This is a genomic window from Pseudomonas cremoris (genome assembly GCF_014230465.1).
In genome coordinates this window covers 170,514-188,982 of the sequence record NZ_JAAXCY010000008.1, presented here as the reverse complement: position 1 = coordinate 188,982, position 18,469 = coordinate 170,514, and the positions used below count along the sequence as shown (strand labels likewise).

General features: G+C 58.5%; 16 protein-coding genes and 1 pseudogene. 7 read left to right on the top strand and 10 right to left on the bottom strand.

Annotated elements, in window-relative coordinates; genetic code table 11:
* The first annotated feature begins 100 nt into the window (after nt 1-100).
* Both HF257_RS20845 and HF257_RS20840 read left to right on the top strand, forming a co-directional pair.
* On the top strand, nt 101-475 hold the full coding sequence (locus tag HF257_RS20845) for a tol-pal system YbgF family protein (RefSeq protein ID WP_071496513.1): 375 nt from the start codon (nt 101-103) through the stop codon (nt 473-475).
* Between the two features lie 226 nt (nt 476-701).
* The gene (locus tag HF257_RS20840; RefSeq protein WP_185708094.1) at nt 702-1,061 is read left to right on the top strand and encodes a PilZ domain-containing protein; all 360 of its coding nucleotides are present in this window, start codon (nt 702-704) and stop codon (nt 1,059-1,061) included.
* 63 nt (nt 1,062-1,124) lie between these two features.
* Here HF257_RS20840 and HF257_RS20835 read toward each other — a convergent pair whose 3' ends face one another.
* Genes HF257_RS20835 through HF257_RS20810 form a run of 6 tightly spaced genes read right to left on the bottom strand, consistent with a single transcriptional unit; the run spans nt 1,125 to nt 7,786 of the window.
* A complete protein-coding gene (locus HF257_RS20835; protein WP_185708093.1) occupies nt 1,125-2,456 on the bottom strand; it encodes a DUF58 domain-containing protein in 1,332 nt (443 codons plus the stop codon).
* 7 nt (nt 2,457-2,463) lie between these two features.
* Nucleotides 2,464-3,459 carry an AAA family ATPase gene (locus HF257_RS20830; protein ID WP_185708092.1) on the bottom strand — a complete coding sequence of 332 codons (996 nt, stop codon included), beginning with the start codon at nt 3,457-3,459 and terminating at the stop codon, nt 2,464-2,466.
* Complete coding sequence (locus HF257_RS20825) at nt 3,456-4,613, bottom strand: DUF4350 domain-containing protein (RefSeq protein WP_185708212.1); 1,158 nt, start codon at nt 4,611-4,613, stop codon at nt 3,456-3,458. Before HF257_RS20825 ends, HF257_RS20830 begins: the two co-directional genes overlap by 4 nt.
* Nucleotides 4,610-6,130 carry a DUF4129 domain-containing protein gene (locus HF257_RS20820; RefSeq protein ID WP_185708091.1) on the bottom strand — a complete coding sequence of 507 codons (1,521 nt, stop codon included), beginning with the start codon at nt 6,128-6,130 and terminating at the stop codon, nt 4,610-4,612. The genes HF257_RS20825 and HF257_RS20820 overlap by 4 nt, the downstream gene beginning before the upstream one ends.
* Nucleotides 6,117-7,097 carry a stage II sporulation protein M gene (locus tag HF257_RS20815; RefSeq protein ID WP_185708090.1) on the bottom strand — a complete coding sequence of 327 codons (981 nt, stop codon included), beginning with the start codon at nt 7,095-7,097 and terminating at the stop codon, nt 6,117-6,119. The genes HF257_RS20820 and HF257_RS20815 overlap by 14 nt, the downstream gene beginning before the upstream one ends.
* A complete protein-coding gene (locus HF257_RS20810) occupies nt 7,094-7,786 on the bottom strand; it encodes an RDD family protein (RefSeq protein WP_185708089.1) in 693 nt (230 codons plus the stop codon). The genes HF257_RS20815 and HF257_RS20810 overlap by 4 nt, the downstream gene beginning before the upstream one ends.
* Nucleotides 7,787-7,953: 167 nt before the next feature.
* On the opposite strand from HF257_RS20810, the gene sbcB reads away from it, so the two are divergent.
* The gene (gene sbcB / locus HF257_RS20805; RefSeq protein WP_185708088.1) at nt 7,954-9,381 is read left to right on the top strand and encodes an exodeoxyribonuclease I; all 1,428 of its coding nucleotides are present in this window, start codon (nt 7,954-7,956) and stop codon (nt 9,379-9,381) included.
* 90 nt (nt 9,382-9,471) lie between these two features.
* Here the strand turns inward: sbcB and mvaT are convergent, their stop codons facing one another.
* Nucleotides 9,472-9,846, bottom strand: a complete 375-nt coding sequence (mvaT, locus tag HF257_RS20800; RefSeq protein ID WP_005790963.1) for a histone-like nucleoid-structuring protein MvaT — start codon at nt 9,844-9,846, stop codon at nt 9,472-9,474.
* Between the two features lie 350 nt (nt 9,847-10,196).
* Between mvaT and purU the strand changes: the two genes are divergently transcribed.
* Entirely contained in the window at nt 10,197-11,045 is an 849-nt protein-coding gene (gene purU, locus HF257_RS20795) for a formyltetrahydrofolate deformylase (RefSeq protein ID WP_015885632.1), read from the top strand.
* Nucleotides 11,046-11,131: 86 nt separating this feature from the next.
* Nucleotides 11,132-11,302 carry a hypothetical protein gene (locus tag HF257_RS20790; RefSeq protein ID WP_185708087.1) on the top strand — a complete coding sequence of 57 codons (171 nt, stop codon included), beginning with the start codon at nt 11,132-11,134 and terminating at the stop codon, nt 11,300-11,302.
* A gap of 13 nt (nt 11,303-11,315) precedes the next feature.
* On the opposite strand, the gene HF257_RS33635 is transcribed toward HF257_RS20790, so the two are convergent.
* Both HF257_RS33635 and HF257_RS33630 read right to left on the bottom strand, forming a co-directional pair.
* Nucleotides 11,316-12,080, bottom strand: a complete 765-nt coding sequence (locus HF257_RS33635) for a methyl-accepting chemotaxis protein (protein WP_376750111.1) — start codon at nt 12,078-12,080, stop codon at nt 11,316-11,318.
* A 93-nt stretch (nt 12,081-12,173) separates the two neighbouring features.
* Nucleotides 12,174-13,205 (bottom strand): annotated as a pseudogene (locus HF257_RS33630) (HAMP domain-containing protein); the annotation flags it as partial.
* 203 nt (nt 13,206-13,408) lie between these two features.
* Between HF257_RS33630 and HF257_RS20780 the strand changes: the two are divergent.
* A complete protein-coding gene (locus HF257_RS20780; protein WP_185708211.1) occupies nt 13,409-14,887 on the top strand; it encodes a helicase HerA-like domain-containing protein in 1,479 nt (492 codons plus the stop codon).
* Between the two features lie 4 nt (nt 14,888-14,891).
* Here HF257_RS20780 and HF257_RS20775 read toward each other — a convergent pair whose 3' ends face one another.
* Nucleotides 14,892-15,347 carry a DUF721 domain-containing protein gene (locus HF257_RS20775; RefSeq protein ID WP_185708085.1) on the bottom strand — a complete coding sequence of 152 codons (456 nt, stop codon included), beginning with the start codon at nt 15,345-15,347 and terminating at the stop codon, nt 14,892-14,894.
* Nucleotides 15,348-15,652: 305 nt separating this feature from the next.
* Between HF257_RS20775 and secA the strand changes: the two genes are divergently transcribed.
* Nucleotides 15,653-18,388 carry a preprotein translocase subunit SecA gene (gene secA / locus HF257_RS20770; RefSeq protein ID WP_185708084.1) on the top strand — a complete coding sequence of 912 codons (2,736 nt, stop codon included), beginning with the start codon at nt 15,653-15,655 and terminating at the stop codon, nt 18,386-18,388.
* Nucleotides 18,389-18,469: the final 81 nt, after the last annotated feature.

Below are 18,469 nucleotides of genomic sequence, written 5' to 3'. Positions count from 1 at the left end.
ACTTATCGACGATTGACTTGTTTTCGTTGCGGCTGAATACGAACAACCTTGAAGATTTTTGACGAGGGGTCGATACACTGCACAAGACAGGAGAACCCTCATGCGAATTTTGCTCGTTGCTGCCCTGGCCGTCAGTGTTGTCGGCTGCACCCGCTGGTCGATGGACCACCATTTGAACAACGCCTACCGCGCCTACAAGGTCGGTGATTGCGAGCGTGTCACCCTGGAATTGTCCCAGGTCGACCGTGAAAGTCGCACCCGACGTTATGTGCAGCCGGAGGTCTCGATGTTGCGTGGCCAATGCCTTGAACGGCAGAAACTGTTCGTTGACGCCGTGCAAACCTACCAGTTCATCATTAACCAGTATCCGTCGAGCGAATACGCCTACCGCGCCCGAGCGCGGCTCGACACCCTGCAACAACTGGGGCATTACCCCGGTGCGAGCGTCGCTCAACCGCGTCCAGCGTCTTTGTGATGATATTCGTCATTTCATAACTGGCCCGCTGTCAGTCTTGGGCTATTCTTTGAATGTTCGTTTGTACAAGTTTCTATTCGAACGAATGCGGGGCCCGGATTCGGCAGCTGTCTAGTGACAAAGCATCGTCTGTTGTCACACCGAGATCCAGGGAGAGCGGGTGTTTTTTGCCTGTTCCGAATCACTGGCACGGCCAGAGTCATGGCCACTGGATGGCGATCTCACCATGTTTACCGACCGACGGATCGAGCGGCATCAGCTTCCTTACTTCCTGCAAGTGTTTAATCGTCTCACTGACAAGCCTATCGGCTTTTTGGGCAACGTCTCGGAAGGCGGGCTTATGTTAATCAGCCAGTTGCCCATGATGGTCGACGTGGACTTTGAGCTACGCTTGAAGATCCCGGCGGCTGACGGCTCGTTCCATGCAATTGACCTCACGGCGACCTGTCTGTGGAGTCATGAAGATATCAACCCGCAGCATTATGATTCCGGGTTCAGCGTGCTTCAGGCGCCCGAGGAGTACGGGCAACTGATCAACGTATTGTTGCATTACTTCAGTTTTGACCCCCTGCAGGCTTCAGTCTAGCTACAGCGCGTCGTCGACCCGGCTCGGGTGTTATCACTCCAGCCGTGGTCGTGCACCCCCTTCTCAAAATACCCCGGCTTTTTTCCAACCCAAGTAGCGCGTGACAAGGGCTGCGCCGAGTTCGGATGGCCGCGTGTCCAGTATCGACAGGCCGTTGGCGCTTAAACGGTCGTACAGTTCATCGCGTGTGTTGAGGTAATCGACGGTGCCGCTGTAGGCCAAGGCTTCGGGCAAGGTTTGCACGGGGGACTGACGCAGTTGATCAAGCACTTCCTCGCGTAGACTGGCTACCAGCACACGATGTTGACGACTTATCTGATTGACCGCCGCCAGCAATGCTTCATCGTCTTCATCCCGCAGGTTGGTAACCAGGATCACCAATGCCCGGCGTTTCTGCCGGGCTAACAGCTGGTTGGCTGCGGCCTGGTAATCAGCCGTTCGGCGAGTGGTGTCCAGGTCATAGACCGCGTTGAGCAAGCGGTTCAATTGACTGCTGCCTTTGACCGGCACCAGGTAGCGCGGCTGTTCGCCAGCAAAGGTGCACAGCCCCACCGCATCGCCCTGGCGCAACGCGACATAGCTAAGCAACAGGCAGGCGTTGAGCGCGTGGTCAAAGTGCGAAAGCTCATCATCCTGGCTGCGCATGCGTCGGCCGCAATCGAGCATGAAGATGATTTGCTGGTCGCGCTCATCCTGATATTCGCGGGCGATGGGGGTGCGCTGGCGTGCAGTGGCTTTCCAGTCGATCTGGCGCAGGCTGTCGCCCTCGCGAAATTCGCGCAACTGGTGAAACTCCAACCCCAGCCCCCGTCGTTGGCGCTGTCGCACCCCGAGTTGACTCAGCCAGTTATCCACGCCCAGCAGTTGAGCGCCATACAGGCGAGCGAAGTCTGGATAGACACGGGTGGAATCGTCGACGTCGACAAAATGCCGAGCCGACCACAGCCCCAAGGGACTGGGCAGGTGGATTTCGCAGCGACTGAAACTGAAATGCCCGCGTCGCACAGGCCGCAAACGATAGCCCAGTTCACTGCGTTCTCCGGGTCGCAGCTCGATGGACTGGGGCATGCCCTCTACGTTCAGCCCGTCGGGGGCGTGATCGAACACCCGTACAGTCAGCGGTTGTAGGTAGTTATGTTCTAGCGTAAGGCGCACTTCGCCCCAGCGTCCGAGTGCCAGGCTGGCGGGCATTTTTCGTTGTACCCGCACGCAGGGGCGGCGGCGCAAGCGTGCGGCATCCAGCAAGGCGAGCAGCAACAGCGCGAGGAGCAAGCCCCACGCGACAGCGTGCAGAGTGTCGGGCAGTTTGAACTGCAATGCTGCAGCAATACCTAGCAGGATGTTCAAGCCCAGCAACACACTTAGCCAGCTCAACAACAGGCGGGTTGGTTTCATGGGCAGGTCATTGCCGCGGAGCTGGAATCTGATCCAGTAACTGCTGGAGCACCTGGTCGACCTCCAGCCCATCAATGTCCAACTCTGGCGCTATACGCACCCGGTGGCGCAGTACCGCGAGCGCGCAGCCCTTGATGTCATCCGGCGTAACGAACTCGCCCCCGCGTAACAGTGCACGAGCGCGGGCGCCGCGAACCAACGCGATGGACGCTCGGGGCCCGGCGCCGATGGCCAGCCCCGGCCAATTGCGGGTAGCGCGCGCCAGTCGCACGGCGTAATCGAGGACTTGTTCGTCCAGCGCCAATTCACTGGCGATTTGTTGCAGTTGCAGCACGTCTTCGGCTTGCAGCACCGTGCGCAACGGCTGTACGTCAAGCATGTCGGCTCGGGATGAGCGCGTCACTTCTCGCACCATATCCAGTTCGTGCCGGGCGTCGGGATAGTCCATGCGCACCTTGAGCATGAAGCGGTCCAGTTCCGCTTCCGGCAGCGGGTAGGTACCTTCCTGCTCGATGGGATTCTGGGTTGCCAGCACCATGAACGGTTGGCCGATAGGCATCGCCTCACCTTCAAGGGTCACTTGCCGTTCCTGCATGGCTTCAAGCAGGGCCGCCTGGGTCTTGGCTGGGGCACGGTTGATTTCGTCGGCTAGCAATAGGTGGGTGAATACCGGCCCTTTGCGCAGCTTGAACTGCTCGGTGTGCAAGTCATAGACGGCGTGGCCGGTGACATCGCTGGGCATCAGGTCCGGCGTGAACTGGATGCGCGCGAAGTCGCCGTCGAAACAACGTGCCAGTGCCCGTACCAGCAAGGTCTTGCCCAAGCCGGGTACGCCTTCGAGCAACACATGGCCGCCGGCAATTAGAGCCGTCAGCACATCGTCGATCACCTGATCCTGGCCTATCACTGCCTTACGCAATTCGGTACGCAGGGCCTGGGCTTGCTGGCTGGCGCGGTGCAAGGGTTCGCCCGTCGGGGCAGTGGCCGTTGGAAATTCGCTCATAGGGCATTCCTGAGGGTTTGCAGGCACGCCACCTGTCGGCAGAAGTCCGCGCTGGAAAGGCGTTTATCCGGCAGTGGGCCGAGGGCCTGGCTGATGACGTGAGAGGGTTGATGCGTCAGGTGCCCAAGCACCCGCCACTGTTCGACGTTTTCAAGATGCTCGAAGCCGGGATGACGCCGCCGCGCGGCCCGCAGGATGTCGCGCTGCAAGGCGTGTAACAGGGTGCCTTGGCCGCTGCGACGTAACAGGAAGTCGGCGCTGGCTTTCAAGTGTTCCTGCAACTGCCGCCGGGCTTTGGGGGCAGGCGTCTGAATTGGGCCTTGGCGCATCCCTGCGTGCCAGAGTGCGAGGGCGATCAAGGCAGTCAGTGCCACCAGCGCCTGGGGAAAGTAACGCACCACCAAGGTGAACAGGTCATCCACGTCGCTGTTGAACAGCAAGGTCACGGCATTACCTTGGTTCAAGTACCACAGCAGCCAGGCGTTATCATGTTTGCCGATGTTGGGGTTTTTCCACAGATCGCTGTCGGTGATGACCGTTACACGGCCTTCCCCGAGGTTGAGTTGCATCAGGTGGCTAGAGTTGGCGCTGTTGGCTGAGAATTGCGCCAGGTGCTTGGGGTCAGTGAGGTTAAAGTCTGTGTCGAAGCTGAAATAGGCCGGAGCGGTTTCGTTGTCGACATAAAGTTTGGTCAGGTCCGGCGCTTTCTTTTTGCGGGCCTGGACGGGTTCATCAGGTTCATCGCTCAATAGCTGGTGAACCTGCAGACGATCGAGCAGCAAGTCGCCGCTTTTGCCGGTCTCTTCATCCCACAGCGCTTCGGCCACTAACAACAGGTGGCCGCCTGCCTTTGCCCAGTCCAATAGTTGTTCTACCTGGCGGGGGGGCATATTGCTGCGTTCCCCCAACAGCAGAAAGCTGTTGTCTTTAGAGGGTAGGGTGGTCAGCCGTTCAAGATTATCGGCATGCTCAACGACCAGCCCTTGCTGGCGCAGAAAGTGCTCGGCCGCCAGATAGGGGTTGGCCATTGCATCTGGTGAAGGGCCGCGATCGATCACTTCCTCATAAGGGATTGCCTTGTGCCAGGCATAAAGGGCACCCGCACCGAGCAGGCACGCCAACAGCAGGCCAAGCCACAGTAATAGCCGATTCAACATGCTCCCCCCGAACTGAAGAGGGCACGCCAGTCACTGCACAGTTTTTGTTGAACAGACGCGGGAGGAAGGTGATGACCGTAGGCAAGGTTTTGCCAGTGTTGCGTCAGTTCATTACTGAACGCCAGCAACTGCGGTTGTTGCAACTGGTGAACGCGGTCCAAGACCTGGCCTTCGGTGTCCGCGCTTTTCAATGGCAGGTTGAAGTCATGCAATAACCTGCTGAGCAGACCGCGATAGAGCAGACCGAGTGCTTCCCGTGGTTGGCTGGCCCACAGTTGCTCGGCGGTGGTGGCGATATCCTCGGGCAAGGTTTCAGTGCCCAGTTGCAGCCCAAATAATTGCGTAGGTGCAGGCTTGGCGACGTTAGGTGGGCGTGGCCCACGTCGGCTGACAAAGGTTTGCAACCAATCGCGGTAGCGCCAGACCACCAGTGCCAAGCCCGCAATCAGCAGACTCCATAGCAGCACTTCCAAGCCTTGGGCGACATGTTTGAAAGCGTTGCTGTTGAGATTACCCAGCAGCGCCTGTAACCACGCAGGAAGCTTGCCGTCACCGTGGGGTTTGTTTTCAGCCGCAGGTTTTTCTCCGTCAAATCGATAGCGGGTAACGGTTTCCGGATTCTTGAAGGGAGGGTTTTCCAGTACGGACTTGATCGATTGGCTCGCGCTGGCGGGGCTTGGCAGTTTGGCGTCATTGGCCATGGCCGACTGACTGAAAGGCAGCAGCGTCATCGCAATTAACAGCAGCATCAGCGGCGCTACGCTGCTCAGGCGTTCTCGCAGGCGCCGGAAAACCAGTTCAAGGTCCCACGCCTCAAGCACAGTGCGGCGATTGAGGTAGAGGCTGAATCCGCAGGCGACGTAGATCGGCTCCCAAAACACCAGGACCAGGGCGTAGAAGGCGTTGCTCAAGTGCTCCAACCACAACGCTTCAGTGCTGGTCGACAGTGCCAGGCGTTGCCAGTCCCAGCCCAGCTCGACTTGTTGCGGAATAAATAGATAGAACAGCGCCATGCAGCCGAACCACAGGCCAATTTCCAGGTGAGCGCCGATGATGGTCAGCCAGCGCGCCGCGCCGGCATTGTGCTGTAGCAGCACCCCGAGGCGTTTTTGCCGGGAGTGGCCGTCGAGGCCTTCGAGCTGGCTGACCGGCATGACAAAACTGCGACTCAAGCTGAACCGTCGCCACGTCAAACTGGCGAGCAGTTGGCCGTTCAATAAGCGTGGCCATTGGCGCACGGCCTGTTTGAGGCTGGGCGTTTCACCAAACAACGCCTTGGACAGGATATACAGCGGCAAGCGATCAAACGCCGGCTTGAGCCACCAGAGCAGGAACATGGCTGTGGACGGGTATTTCCACAGCAGTGCGGTAATCAGAGCGAACATAGGCAATGTCACCAGGGCCCAACTACTCATCAATAGTTGGCGATATTCCCGAGCCATTAACACCCCCAGGTCCATGGCTTCCCAGGAACTGCGCGGGCGAATCACCACGCTGGCATCACTCAGGCGCATGGTCGGTCCGCCCGGCAAGGGTGAGATAGGCGGCGACCATCAGCCAAAGGGATGCCCCCACGAGGTATTTGACCCAGGGGGCGATCTGGGTGGTGGACGACCAGTAAGCCTCGATAAATGCCGCAATCAGCAGAAAAACCATGACACCGCATAACATCTGTACGCTTTTACGTGCCGCCAACCGCAAGGACTCGCTGCGCGGCAGCTGGCCGGGGGCGATCAGTGCCCAGCCCAGCTGCAGGCCGGCGGCGCCTGCCAGGGCGATGGCCGTAAGCTCGAAGGCACCGTGTCCGATGACGAATGACCAGAAGGTCTGGCCGTAGCCGATTTCGGTCAAGTGCCCGGAGATCGCACCGATGATCAGGCCGTTGTAAATCAGAAAAAACACGCTGCCCAAGCCGAATAGCAGGCCGGCGGCAAAGGTTTGGAAGGCAATGCCGATGTTGTGCATCACGTAGTAGCCGAACATCATCCAGTCTTCGCTCGATGCTCGCTCGGCAGCGCGACCCAGGCGGCTGGCATCGGGGTCGTACATGCCCTGCATTTCGGCCACTTGCTGCGGGCTGACGATGCTGTAGATCATGTCGGGAAACAGGTAGACCAGCAGGGCTATGCCCACCAGGCTGCCAAAAAACAGCAGGCTGGCGATCAACACGAAACGCCACTGTTCGCGAACCAGTCGAGGGAAGTCGGCCAGCACGAAACCCAACACGTTTGCCGTCAATTGACCGCGGTGACGGTACATCTGTTGGTGCCCGCGCAGGGCAAGTTGTTGCAACGAATCCACCAGGTAACTGCTGTAGCCGCGCTCTTGGGCCAGGGCCAGATGCTGGCACAGGCGCCGGTATTGAAGCGGAAAAGTGGCCACGTCACCGGGCTTGGTTTTGCCTTGCTCCAACTGCTTGAGTTGTTCGGCAAAGGCTTGCCATTGAAGCTGGTGGCGGCTTTCGAACATGCTCTGTTTCATGTCGGCCCCAGCAGGCCGCGAGCCACGCCATTGAGTTGTTCCACCGCGCGAGCCGGTGATACTTGCAGGGGCGTTGCGAGAATCGAGGCGAGTTCGTGAACCCGCTCGGCCGACAACTCACCCTGGCGCTCGGCGAAGCCAAGGATGGCCCTTTGTTCGCTGAGGTCCAGGGCAAAGGGCAGGCGCAGTGCGGCCACTTGCGGGACTTTAGGCCGCACCATGGGGGATTCTCGGTAGATCACCAGCGTACCGGCAGCCAAGTCGCCGAGGCGTTTGAAGTGGGGGTGCTGCAGGCAGCTGATGGCGCCGAGGAAGTAGCCAAACGGAAGCATGTCGACAAACCGCAGCAAATTGCGGATCAGCGATGCTGACCAACTGACCGGAGTGCCGTCGTCCTGGACTACGCGCAACCCCATCACCTGTTTGCCCGGTGAGCAGCCTTGATTAAGCACCTCGAAAAGCACCATGTACCACCAACTGACCAAAAACAGCAGCAGGGATCCCAGGCCGATGCCAATGTTGCCCAACAGTGCCAAGGGCACCAGGAGCACGCCCATCATTAGCCCGCGTACGCCAAGGTCGAATGCGAAGGCCAGCGCGCGTGGTACCAAGCCGGCCGGGCGCAAAGGCAGGTCGATGCCCTCCGGGGTCTCGATTTGGTAGCGGGTATCCAATGAGGCTGATGGCATTGCGATCCTTGGCAGTGCAAAACGGCTGGGAGACTCGGATGCTAGCAGTGTCGGCGATGGAAGCAACCACTCAACATTTTGCTGGATGTTTGTACAGTGTATTTGGCGCTGGCGGCGAGGACCGTTCAGCGCCTAGACTTTGTTGATCTTCAGTACAGGAATAGCCCGTGACCTCCATTTTCTGGTACGACTATGAAACCACCGGCATTAACCCGCGCAACGATCGCCCCCTTCAAGTAGCTGGCATCCGAACGGACCTTGAGCTCAATGAGATCGGCCAGCCGGTGAATCTTTATTGCCAGCCTGCCGACGATATCCTGCCCCATCCGGCTGCCTGCGCAATTACCGGTATAACCCCGGCGATCCTGGCGGAAAAAGGCCTCGCCGAGGCCGATTTCATGACGCGGGTTCACGCCGAGTTGGCTGCACCTGGCACGTGCGGTGCCGGTTACAACACCTTGCGGTTCGACGATGAGATGACGCGCTACAGCCTGTATCGCAATTTTTTCGATCCCTACGCGCGGGAATGGCAGGGCGGCAACAGTCGATGGGACCTGATCGACGTGGTTCGTACTGCCTACGCCCTGCGCCCGGAGGGTATCGAATGGCCGCAACAGGATGGCCGCGTCACGCTCAAGCTAGAGCGTCTGACCGAAGCCAACAGTATTGATCATGGCCAGGCCCACGATGCGTTGTCCGACGTGCGTGCCACTATTGCCTTGGCTCGATTGGTTCGCGAGAAACAACCCAAGCTGTACGACTGGCTGTTTCAATTGCGCAGCAAGCAGCGGGTGATGGACCAAGTGCGCTTGCTGCAACCCATGGTGCATATTTCCGGGCGTTTTTCTGCCGAGCGCCATTATCTGGGCGTGGTCCTGCCCCTGGCCTGGCATCCGCGCAATCGCAACGCGTTGATCGTCTGTGACCTTGGGCTTGATCCTCAGGGGTTGCTGGAATTGGATGCGGACACCTTGCGTCGACGTCTTTATACCCGCCGTGATGACCTGGCCGAGGGCGAACTGCCGGTACCGCTCAAGTTGGTGCATATCAACCGTTGCCCAGTGGTCGCGCCGCTGAATGTTCTACGGGCCGAAGATCGTGAGCGCCTGCAATTGGACATGGAAATGTACCAGGCCCGAGCGCTGCGGCTAACTGACGCACAAGAACTTTGGCAAGGTAAGTTGGCGGCTATTTATGCCGAGGAGGAATTTGCGCCCAACTCGGACCCGGAACAGCAGCTGTACGATGGTTTTATCGGTGATCGAGATCGACGTTTATGTGAGCAAGTCCGGCTGGCCGAACCGGCACAACTAGCACGCCAGCAGTGGCCGTTTGATGATCAGCGTTTGCCCGAATTATTGTTCCGCTACCGTGCGCGTAACTTCCCCGATACCTTGAATAGCGAGGAGCAACAACGCTGGAAACTTTTCTGTCAGCAGCGTTTGTCAAATCCGGAGTGGGGGGCACCAATTACCTTGGAGGCATTTAATCAGGCGCGGCAGGAGTTGATTGTTAGTGCGACGCCATTTCAGATTGGCGTGCTGGACCAATGGCAGGAATATGCCGAGTCTTTAGCCGCGCGAATGCGTCTGTAGTCGGTTTTTACAGAACGCCCAGGCAATAAAAAACGCCAGCAAGCTGGCGTTTTCTGATGTGTCGCGTATCTGGCAGGAGCCTCGCGAGGCTTAGCCCAGCAGGGTAGCCCAGCCTTCAACCACGTCACCACCCCACTTGGCTTTCCACTCTTTCAGCGTTTTGTGGTTGCCACCTTTGGTTTCAATCACTTCGCCGTTGTGCGGGTTTTTGTATTGCTTGACCTTGCGAGCACGCTTGGTGCCGGTAGTTTTCACGGCGCCGCGAGGTGCCTTAACTTTCGACTCTGGATCCAGCAGCGCGATGATGTCACGCAGGGATTTGGAGTATTCGCCCATCAGGGTGCGCAGTTTGCCTTCAAATTCCAGCTCGGTTTGCAGTTTGTCGTCTTGGGACAGATTCTTCAAACGGGCTTGCAGCTCTTTGATAGCTTCTTCGGTGGCACGGTATTCGTTGATCAGAGACATGTGGACTACCTTATGTAGAGCGCTGATTGACAGGGAGAGTGGCCTAATAATAGTCAGGCAGTTTCCCCAAGTAAACATTTAAGGGTGTATTTATGTGAATTACTTTGGATGTTTGTAGCAAACCCCTGCCATCGAATTAATTACTAGGTCGTATGCCTAAAGATAATTGCCTTGAAATAGTGGGGGTGGGCTGAGAATGACGCAGTAGATTCATATAAAGGTGGTAAACCCTTAGGTTATTAAGGGGGAAACCGAAAGCGGGCGGTCAGAATAAGCGCTAAGGAATAATGCAGTTTTGCCGCGCAATCGCTAGAATGGCGGCCTTTGCGAAGTTCTGGAGTCTCCCCCTAATGCGCACTTTTCGGCTGGTGATTGCTTGCCCGGACCGGGTAGGTATCGTTGCCAAAGTCAGTAACTTTCTGGCGTCCCACAACGGCTGGATCACCGAGGCCAGCCATCACTCGGACAATCTCAGCGGTTGGTTCTTCATGCGTCACGAGATCCGTGCCGATACGCTGCCGTTTGGCCTTGAGGCCTTCCGCGAGGCATTTGCGCCGATCGCCGAAGAGTTTTCGATGACCTGGCACATCACCGACACCGAGCAGAAAAAACGCGTGGTGTTGATGGCCAGCCGTGAGTCCCATTGCCTGGCCGACTTGCTGCACCGCTGGCACAGCGACGAACTGGATTGCGAGATTGCTTGTGTGATCTCCAACCATGACGACCTTCGCAGCATGGTCGAATGGCACGGCATCCCGTACTACCACGTGCCGGTCAACCCGCAGGATAAAGAGCCGGCGTTCGCCGAAGTATCGCGCCTGGTCAAGCAGCACGAAGCCGACGTTGTGGTGCTGGCGCGCTACATGCAGATCCTGCCGCCGGAGCTGTGCCGCGAGTACGCCGGCAAGGTGATCAATATTCACCACAGTTTCCTGCCGTCGTTTGTCGGGGCCAAGCCGTACCACCAGGCCTCCCTGCGCGGCGTGAAGCTGATCGGTGCAACTTGCCACTATGTCACCGAGGAGCTGGACGCCGGTCCGATCATCGAGCAGGACGTGGTACGTGTCAGCCACAGCGACAGCATTGAAGACATGGTGCGTTTCGGCCGTGACGTCGAAAAAATGGTCCTGGCCCGTGGCCTGCGCTATCACCTGGAAGATCGCGTGTTGGTTCACGGCAACAAGACCGTCGTATTCTGATCAGCGCGTTGTGATTGAACAATAAAGGGCCTGGGCGTTAAATCGTCCCAGGCCCTTTTTCGTTGTGTGCCATTGAGGATTGACTGATGAGCGACCCACTGGATAAAGCTACATCAAAAGCCCCGGCAACATTGGGGGAGGGCTGTTTGAGTCGTTATGACCCAGATGATCTGGACAGTGACGACGGCACTGAATTTCCAGGTGCCGCCGAATTGTGGGAGCGCGAGCAGGCCAAGCCCGAGCCCAGCGGGGAATAACGGGCCGTCGCCGTCAGATTCGGAAACTGCCCACCAGTTGCTTCAACCGTGCGGCCTGTTGTTCCAGATCAGCGCAGGCGCGCAGGGTTGATTGCAGGTTTTCCACACCCTCCTGGTTGAGGGTGTTGATCTCGGTGATGTCCATATTGATCGACTCCACCACCGAGGTCTGTTCTTCGGTGGCGGTGGCGACCGATTGGTTCATGCCGTCAATTTCACCAATACGCTGGGTTACGCTGTTCAGGCGCTCGCCGGCCAGGTTGGCGATGTCCACGCTGTCATGGCTGTGGCGCTGGCTTTCACTCATGGTGCTGACTGAATCCCGGGCGCCGACTTGCAGCTCCTCGATCATCTTTTGCACTTGTTGAGCCGACTCCTGGGTGCGGTGGGCCAAGTTGCGCACTTCATCGGCAACCACTGCAAACCCACGTCCGGCTTCCCCGGCGCGGGCCGCTTCGATGGCTGCGTTCAGCGCCAGCAGGTTGGTTTGCTGGGAAATACTGGTGATCACTTCCAGAATCTGTCCGATATTCACCGTTTTGCTATTGAGTTCTTCGATATTGCTGCTCGAAGCACTAATCATCGCCGACAGCTGGTTCATCGCCTTGATATTACGCTCAACCACTTGCTGGCCATCTTCGGCCAAGTGCCGTGCATCACTGGCCTGGTGCGAAGCCAGCGCTGCGTTGCGCGCGATTTCCTGAGCGGCGGCCCCCAGTTCGTTGATGGCGGCGGCGACGCTGTTGGTGCGGTTGGCCTGTTCGTCGGAGTTGACCATCGACGAATTGGAGGCGCTGACCACCCGCAGTGCCACTTCATTGACCTGCTCGGTGGCCGAGGACACTTCGCGGATCGATGTATGAATCCGCTCTACGAAGCGGTTGAATGCGTTACCCAGCATGCCGAATTCGTCGTGATTCTGGATGGTCAGGCGGCGAGTCAGGTCGCCCTCGCCGTCAGCGATGTCCTGCATGGCGCGGGTCATCAGGTGCAGGGGTTGCAACAGCACACGGATCAACATGCCCAGCAGGGCGATGATGATCACCACGGCAATGACGGTGGCGATCACCGCCGAGTTGCGAAACTCGCTGAGCATGGCGAAGGATTTGTCTTTATCCACCGAAATGCCGAGGTACCAGTTCACCGATGGCAGGCCCTTGATCGGTGTAAACGTCACGATGTTGTCCTTGCCGTTGGCCTCGACTTCGCTGAAATCGCTGCTGATTTTCGGCGTATTTTTCGGATACATGTCGGCCAGGGTTTTCATCACCAGGTCTTTGTCCGGGTGAACCAGCACCTTGCCGTCGGCACTGACGAGGAACGCATAGCCCCTGCCGCCGAATTTCAGCGCACCAATGTTATCCACAAGGGTTTGTAGGCTCAGGTCACCGCCGACCACGCCGATATTTTGGCCAGCCTTGGTGCTTGGGGTCGCGATGGAAATGATCAACTTGCCGGTGGCAGCATCGATATAAGGTTCGGTCAGGGTCGAACCGTTGCTGCTCTGCGCGCCCTTGTACCAGGGGCGAACACGTGGGTCGAAACCGTCGGGCATCTTGGTATCGGGGCGGATGGTAAAAGCACCCTTGCTGTCACCCACGTAGGTGGCCATGAACGAAGAGGTCAGGGTTTTCTGTTCCAACAGGCTGGCAACGGCCGAGGGCTCGGGGTTAGTGGCGATGTTCTGCGCGGCGTTTTCTACCAGGGCAATGCGCCCGGTGAGCCAGGTTTGAATATCGCCGGCGGTGACGTCGCCCATTTCATGCAGGTAGTTGTTGAGGTCATCACGGATAGCGTTGCGTTGCAGGTAGTCGTTGTAGAGGGTGAACAGCGCAAAAGCGGCGATGACGATAAGGGAGGCTGCAAGCAGGATTTTGTGGCTGAAGCGCAGATTTTTATTCATGGCTTGTAGGGTCCGCTAAGGTCTTAATATCAATGCGCGCCCTTGTGGGATGCGCAGAATGGCAGCGTCAAAAAAGGTGTGATACTTCTTGTGATAGCTCCTCCGGTTCCTGTAGGAACTATCTGACCTATTTTTAGACTTCGTGGGTCTCACATCCGTCTATATCGACCTGGCGGAACCAAAGATTAACCATGGGTGACAAAATGCCTCACGCCTCGCAACTCTTGATCGGCGCCGACCTTGAAGGCCAGCCAATCGCCCAGGCCATGCGCCTGGCCAACCGCCATGGGCTTATTGCCGGGGCCACTGGCACCGGCAAGACCGTCACCTTGCAGCGCCTGGCCGAAGCGTTCAGTGATGCGGGGGTGGCGGTATTCGCCGCCGACATCAAGGGCGACCTTTGCGGCCTGGGTGCTGCAGCCAACCCACAGGGCAAGGTCGCTGAACGTATAGCCGGCATGCCATTTCTTGAATACACGGCCAAGGCTTATCCGGTGACGTTGTGGGATATCCACGGCCAGTCCGGCCACCCGTTGCGCACCACCATCAGCGAAATGGGCCCGTTGCTGCTCGGCGCTCTGCTGGAGCTCACCGATAGCCAGCAGTCGGCGCTCTACGCCACCTTCAAAGTTGCGGACCGTGAAGGCCTGTTGCTGCTGGACCTCAAGGATCTCAAGGCGCTGCTCAACCATTTGCGTTATCACCCGGAACTGCTGGGCGACGATGCGGCGCTGATGACCACCGGCTCCAGCCAGGCATTGTTGCGGCGCCTGGCGGTGTTGGAGCAGCAAGGTGCCGAAGCCTTGTTTGGCGAGCCGGCCTTGCAGCTCGAAGATATCTTGCAGCCGGCCAGTGACGGGCGTGGACGCATCCACCTGCTGGACGCCAGCCGCCTGGTGCACGAGGCGCCGAAGGTGTATGCGACCTTCCTGTTGTGGCTGCTGGCGGAGTTGTTCGAACAACTGCCGGAGCGCGGTGATGCGGACAAACCCTTGCTGGCACTGTTTTTCGATGAGGCGCATTTGCTGTTCGCCGATACCCCCAAGGCGTTGCAGGACCGTCTTGAGCAGGTTGTGCGGTTGATTCGATCCAAAGGGGTTGGCGTGTATTTCGTCACGCAATCGCCCGGTGACCTGCCGGACAGCGTGCTGGCCCAGTTGGGGCTGCGTATTCAGCACGGCCTGCGGGCATTTACCACCAAGGAGCAGAAATTCCTGCGGGCGGTGGCCGACGGTTTCCGACCCAACCCGGCGTTTGATGCCCTGGCGGTGCTGACCGAGTTGGGTACAGGTGAGGCATTGGTGGGCACCTTGCAGGAAAAAGGCACGCCGGAAGTCGTCCAACGCGTCCTGGTCGCACCACCGCAATCGCGGATCGGGCCGCTGAGCGAGGCCGAGCGCGCTGCGATAGTCGCCAGTTCGCCATTACTGGGGCGCTACGACAAGCCGATCGATCGGGAGTCTGCCTATGAAGTGCTGATGGCGCGCAAGGAGCTGGGGCCGACCGAAGAGGCCAAGCCCGCCGCCGAGGAGCCGAGTTTTACCGATAAGGCCGGTGCGTTCCTGGGCACTACGGCGGGCAAGGCGCTCAAGTCAGCCATGCAACAGGCGGCCAATCAGATGGGGCGCCAGTTGGTGCGTGGGTTGTTGGGGTCGTTGCTTGGCGGTAACAAGCGCAAGTAGCGGTTCAGGCCTTGGGTTTGGCGTGGGCGGCCAGTCGCTCAAGTGCCGCGCGCAAGCCTGGATCGCTGATACCGTCGGCGGTGGCCTGAATGGTTTCGGCTGCGTTCTCCGACAAGTCCATGGTATGCCCCACCGCGCCTTGCTGGACGGTGGGGGGCTGTACCTTGAACTGGATGCGCATCAGGCTGGCAAACTCATCAAATGCCATTAATTGCCGCTGCAAGCGTTTTTGCTGATAGCGCAAGCGGGTTGCCCAATGGCCGTCGGTGACAATTAACAGTAAATTTCCTTCACGCCAGGACGCCACGTGACAATGTTCACGTGCGGCCGGCTGCAGCTGGCTTTCGAGCAGGCGTTGCAAATGGCCCAAGCGTTGCGCATGGCCAAAGATGGCTTTCAACGGCTTGGCTTCGCGAAGCAACACGCCGGGAGCGCGGGCTGTAAGAGGGCGAAATGCCATGATTAGACACCTTAAGTAACAGAGCGGCCATCTTAGCAGAAAGCGTCTGTGCGCCCCCAGGCAATGCATCGGCGCGGCTTTGCCCGTGTAATCAATCGCTAACTTCTGCGCTTCATGGGTTGAAGTTCCAGCAAAAGCCCTTATTTTAAACAGGCCCTCTCACAGCACCATGCCAGCATCGGGGAATAACGCCACTTTCCTCACCCACGAATCCGGGTAGAATGCGCGTTCGCATGCGGCCGTGAGGGCTGCTCGGGCCACTCACGGTGCGCCCTCCATCCCTATGTGTGGAAGAACCTGCCGATATGTTTGCGCCTTTGTTAAAGAAACTTTTTGGAAGCAAGAATGAGCGCGAAGTAAAACGCATGCTCAAGACGGTGCAGCTGGTCAATGCCTTCGAAGAGCAGATGGTTGCCCTGTCGGATGAGCAATTGCGCGCCAAGACCCAAGAGTTCAAGGCCCGCATAGCCAAAGGTGAAACCCTCGACAAGCTGCTTCCCGAAGCCTTTGCGGTCGCCCGTGAAGCCGGCAAGCGTGTCATGGGCATGCGCCACTTCGACGTTCAGTTGATCGGCGGCATGACCTTGCATGAAGGCATGATTGCCGAAATGCGTACCGGTGAAGGCAAGACCCTGGTGGCAACCCTGGGTGTTTACCTCAACGCACTGTCCGGCAAGGGCGTGCACGTTGTGACGGTGAACGACTACCTGGCCCGCCGGGACGCCAACTGGATGCGCCCGCTCTACGAATACCTCGGCCTGACCGTCGGCGTGGTAACGCCGTTCCAGCCGCCGGAAGAGAAACGCGCCGCCTACGCTTGCGACATTACCTACGGCACCAACAACGAATTCGGTTTCGACTACCTGCGCGACAACATGGCGTTCAGCATGGATGAAAAATTCCAGCGCGAACTCAACTTTGCCGTGATCGACGAAGTCGACTCCATCCTCATCGACGAAGCCCGTACCCCACTGATCATCTCCGGCCAGGCCGAAGACAGCTCGCGCCTGTACACCGAGATCAACAAGTTGATCCCGCGCCTGGAGCAGCACATCGAGGAAGTGGAAGGCGTGGTGACCAAAGAAGGTCACTTCACCATCGACGAGAAGACCCGCCAGGTCGAGCTCAACGAATCCGGTCACCAGTTCGTCGAAGACATGCTGACCCAGATCGGCTTGCTGGCCGAGGGCGAGAGCCTGTACTCGGCGCATAACCTGGGCCTGCTGACTCACGTCTACGCTGGCCTGCGTGCCCACAAGCTGTTCCATCGCAACGTTGAATACATCGTGCAGGACGGCCAAGTGGTGCTGGTTGACGAACACACCGGCCGTACCATGCCGGGTCGTCGTCTGTCCGAAGGCCTGCACCAGGCCATCGAAGCCAAGGAAGTGCTCAACATCCAGGCCGAAAGCCAGACGTTGGCATCCACCACCTTCCAGAACTACTTCCGTCTGTACAACAAACTGTCCGGCATGACCGGTACGGCCGACACCGAAGCGTTCGAATTCCACCAGATCTACAGCCTGGCCGTGATGGTGATCCCACCGAACAAGCCGCTGGCCCGTAAAGACTTCAACGACCTGGTGTTCCTGACGGCCGAAGAGAAGTACGCGGCAATCATCAACGACATCAAGGACGGCATGGCCCAGGGTCGTCCGATCCTGGTGGGTACCGCCACCATCGAGACTTCCGAGCACGTGTCCAACCTGCTCAACAAGGAAGGCATCGAGCACAAGGTCCTCAACGCCAAGTTCCACGAAAAAGAAGCCGAGATCATCGCCCAGGCCGGTCGCCCAGGCGCACTGACCATCGCCACCAACATGGCCGGTCGTGGTACCGACATCCTGTTGGGCGGTAACTGGGAAGTGGAAGTGGCTTCCCTGGACAACCCGACTCCTGAGCAGATCGCCCAGATCAAGGCTGACTGGCAGAAACGCCACCAGGCCGTGCTGGAATCCGGCGGCTTGCAGGTGATCGCGTCCGAGCGTCACGAATCGCGCCGTATCGACAACCAGTTGCGTGGTCGTGCCGGTCGCCAGGGTGACGCCGGTTCCAGCCGCTTCTACCTGTCTCTGGAAGACAGCCTGATGCGCATCTTTGCCTCGGACCGCGTGAAGAACTTCATGAAGGCCCTGGGCATGCAGTCCGGCGAAGCGATTGAGCACCGCATGGTGACCAACGCCATCGAGAAGGCACAGCGCAAGGTTGAAGGCCGTAACTTCGACATTCGTAAGCAACTGCTGGAGTTCGATGACGTCAACAACGAACAGCGTAAAGTGATCTATCACATGCGTAACACGTTGTTGGCCGCTGACAACATTGGCGAGACCATCGCTGATTTCCGTCAGGACGTGCTTAACGCCACCGTCAGCGCACATATTCCGCCACAATCCCTGCCTGAGCAGTGGGATGTAGCCGGCCTGGAAGCGGCGTTGAAGAGCGACTTCGGTGTGGACTTGCCGGTTCAGCAGTGGCTGGACGAAGACGATCACCTGTACGAAGAAACCCTGCGCGAAAAACTGATGGCCGAATTGCTGGCCGCGTACAACGAGAAAGAAGAGCAAGCGAGTGCCGAAGCACTGCGCACCTTCGAGAAGCAAATCGTACTGCGCGTGCTGGACGACCTGTGGAAAGACCACCTGTCGACCATGGACCACCTGCGTCATGGTATCCATCTGCGTGGCTACGCCCAGAAGAACCCGAAGCAGGAGTACAAGCGCGAGTCGTTCACACTGTTCTCCGAACTGCTGGATTCGATCAAGCGCGATTCGATTCGCGTGCTGTCCCACGTTCAGGTGCGTCGCGAAGACCCGATCGAGGAAGAGGCTCGCCTGCGTCAGGAAGCCGAGGCACTGGCTGCACGCATGCAGTTCCAGCACGACGAAGCACCTGGTCTGGAAGCTCCGGAAGTATTGGGCGAAGAGGTCGATGTGGCCTTGGCTCAGACGCCGGTTCGCAATGACCAGAAGCTGGGCCGCAACGAACTGTGCTGGTGCGGTTCGGGCAAGAAGTTCAAACACTGCCACGGCGAAATCAACTAAGATTTTTTGCCTGACGCTGCAACACCCCGCGCCGCGACCGGCCTTTGCCGTCGCGGCGTTTTGCCATTAATTTCACCGTCG

Bases quoted from the DNA above. Each gene is read 5' to 3' on its own strand.
- HF257_RS20845 (WP_071496513.1), top strand. From the start codon at position 101: ATGCGAATTTTGCTCGTTGCTGCCCTGGCCGTCAGTGTTGTCGGCTGC.
- HF257_RS20840 (WP_185708094.1), top strand. From the start codon at position 702: ATGTTTACCGACCGACGGATCGAGCGGCATCAGCTTCCTTACTTCCTG.
- HF257_RS20835 (WP_185708093.1), bottom strand. From the start codon at position 2,456: ATGAAACCAACCCGCCTGTTGTTGAGCTGGCTAAGTGTGTTGCTGGGC.
- HF257_RS20830 (WP_185708092.1), bottom strand. From the start codon at position 3,459: ATGAGCGAATTTCCAACGGCCACTGCCCCGACGGGCGAACCCTTGCAC.
- HF257_RS20820 (WP_185708091.1), bottom strand. From the start codon at position 6,130: ATGCGCCTGAGTGATGCCAGCGTGGTGATTCGCCCGCGCAGTTCCTGG.
- HF257_RS20815 (WP_185708090.1), bottom strand. From the start codon at position 7,097: ATGAAACAGAGCATGTTCGAAAGCCGCCACCAGCTTCAATGGCAAGCC.
- HF257_RS20810 (WP_185708089.1), bottom strand. From the start codon at position 7,786: ATGCCATCAGCCTCATTGGATACCCGCTACCAAATCGAGACCCCGGAG.
- mvaT (WP_005790963.1), bottom strand. From the start codon at position 9,846: ATGTCTCTGATCAACGAATACCGTGCCACCGAAGAAGCTATCAAAGAG.
- purU (WP_015885632.1), top strand. From the start codon at position 10,197: ATGCGCACTTTTCGGCTGGTGATTGCTTGCCCGGACCGGGTAGGTATC.
- HF257_RS20790 (WP_185708087.1), top strand. From the start codon at position 11,132: ATGAGCGACCCACTGGATAAAGCTACATCAAAAGCCCCGGCAACATTG.
- HF257_RS33635 (WP_376750111.1), bottom strand. From the start codon at position 12,080: ATGGTCAACTCCGACGAACAGGCCAACCGCACCAACAGCGTCGCCGCC.
- HF257_RS20780 (WP_185708211.1), top strand. From the start codon at position 13,409: ATGCCTCACGCCTCGCAACTCTTGATCGGCGCCGACCTTGAAGGCCAG.
- HF257_RS20775 (WP_185708085.1), bottom strand. From the start codon at position 15,347: ATGGCATTTCGCCCTCTTACAGCCCGCGCTCCCGGCGTGTTGCTTCGC.
- secA (WP_185708084.1), top strand. From the start codon at position 15,653: ATGTTTGCGCCTTTGTTAAAGAAACTTTTTGGAAGCAAGAATGAGCGC.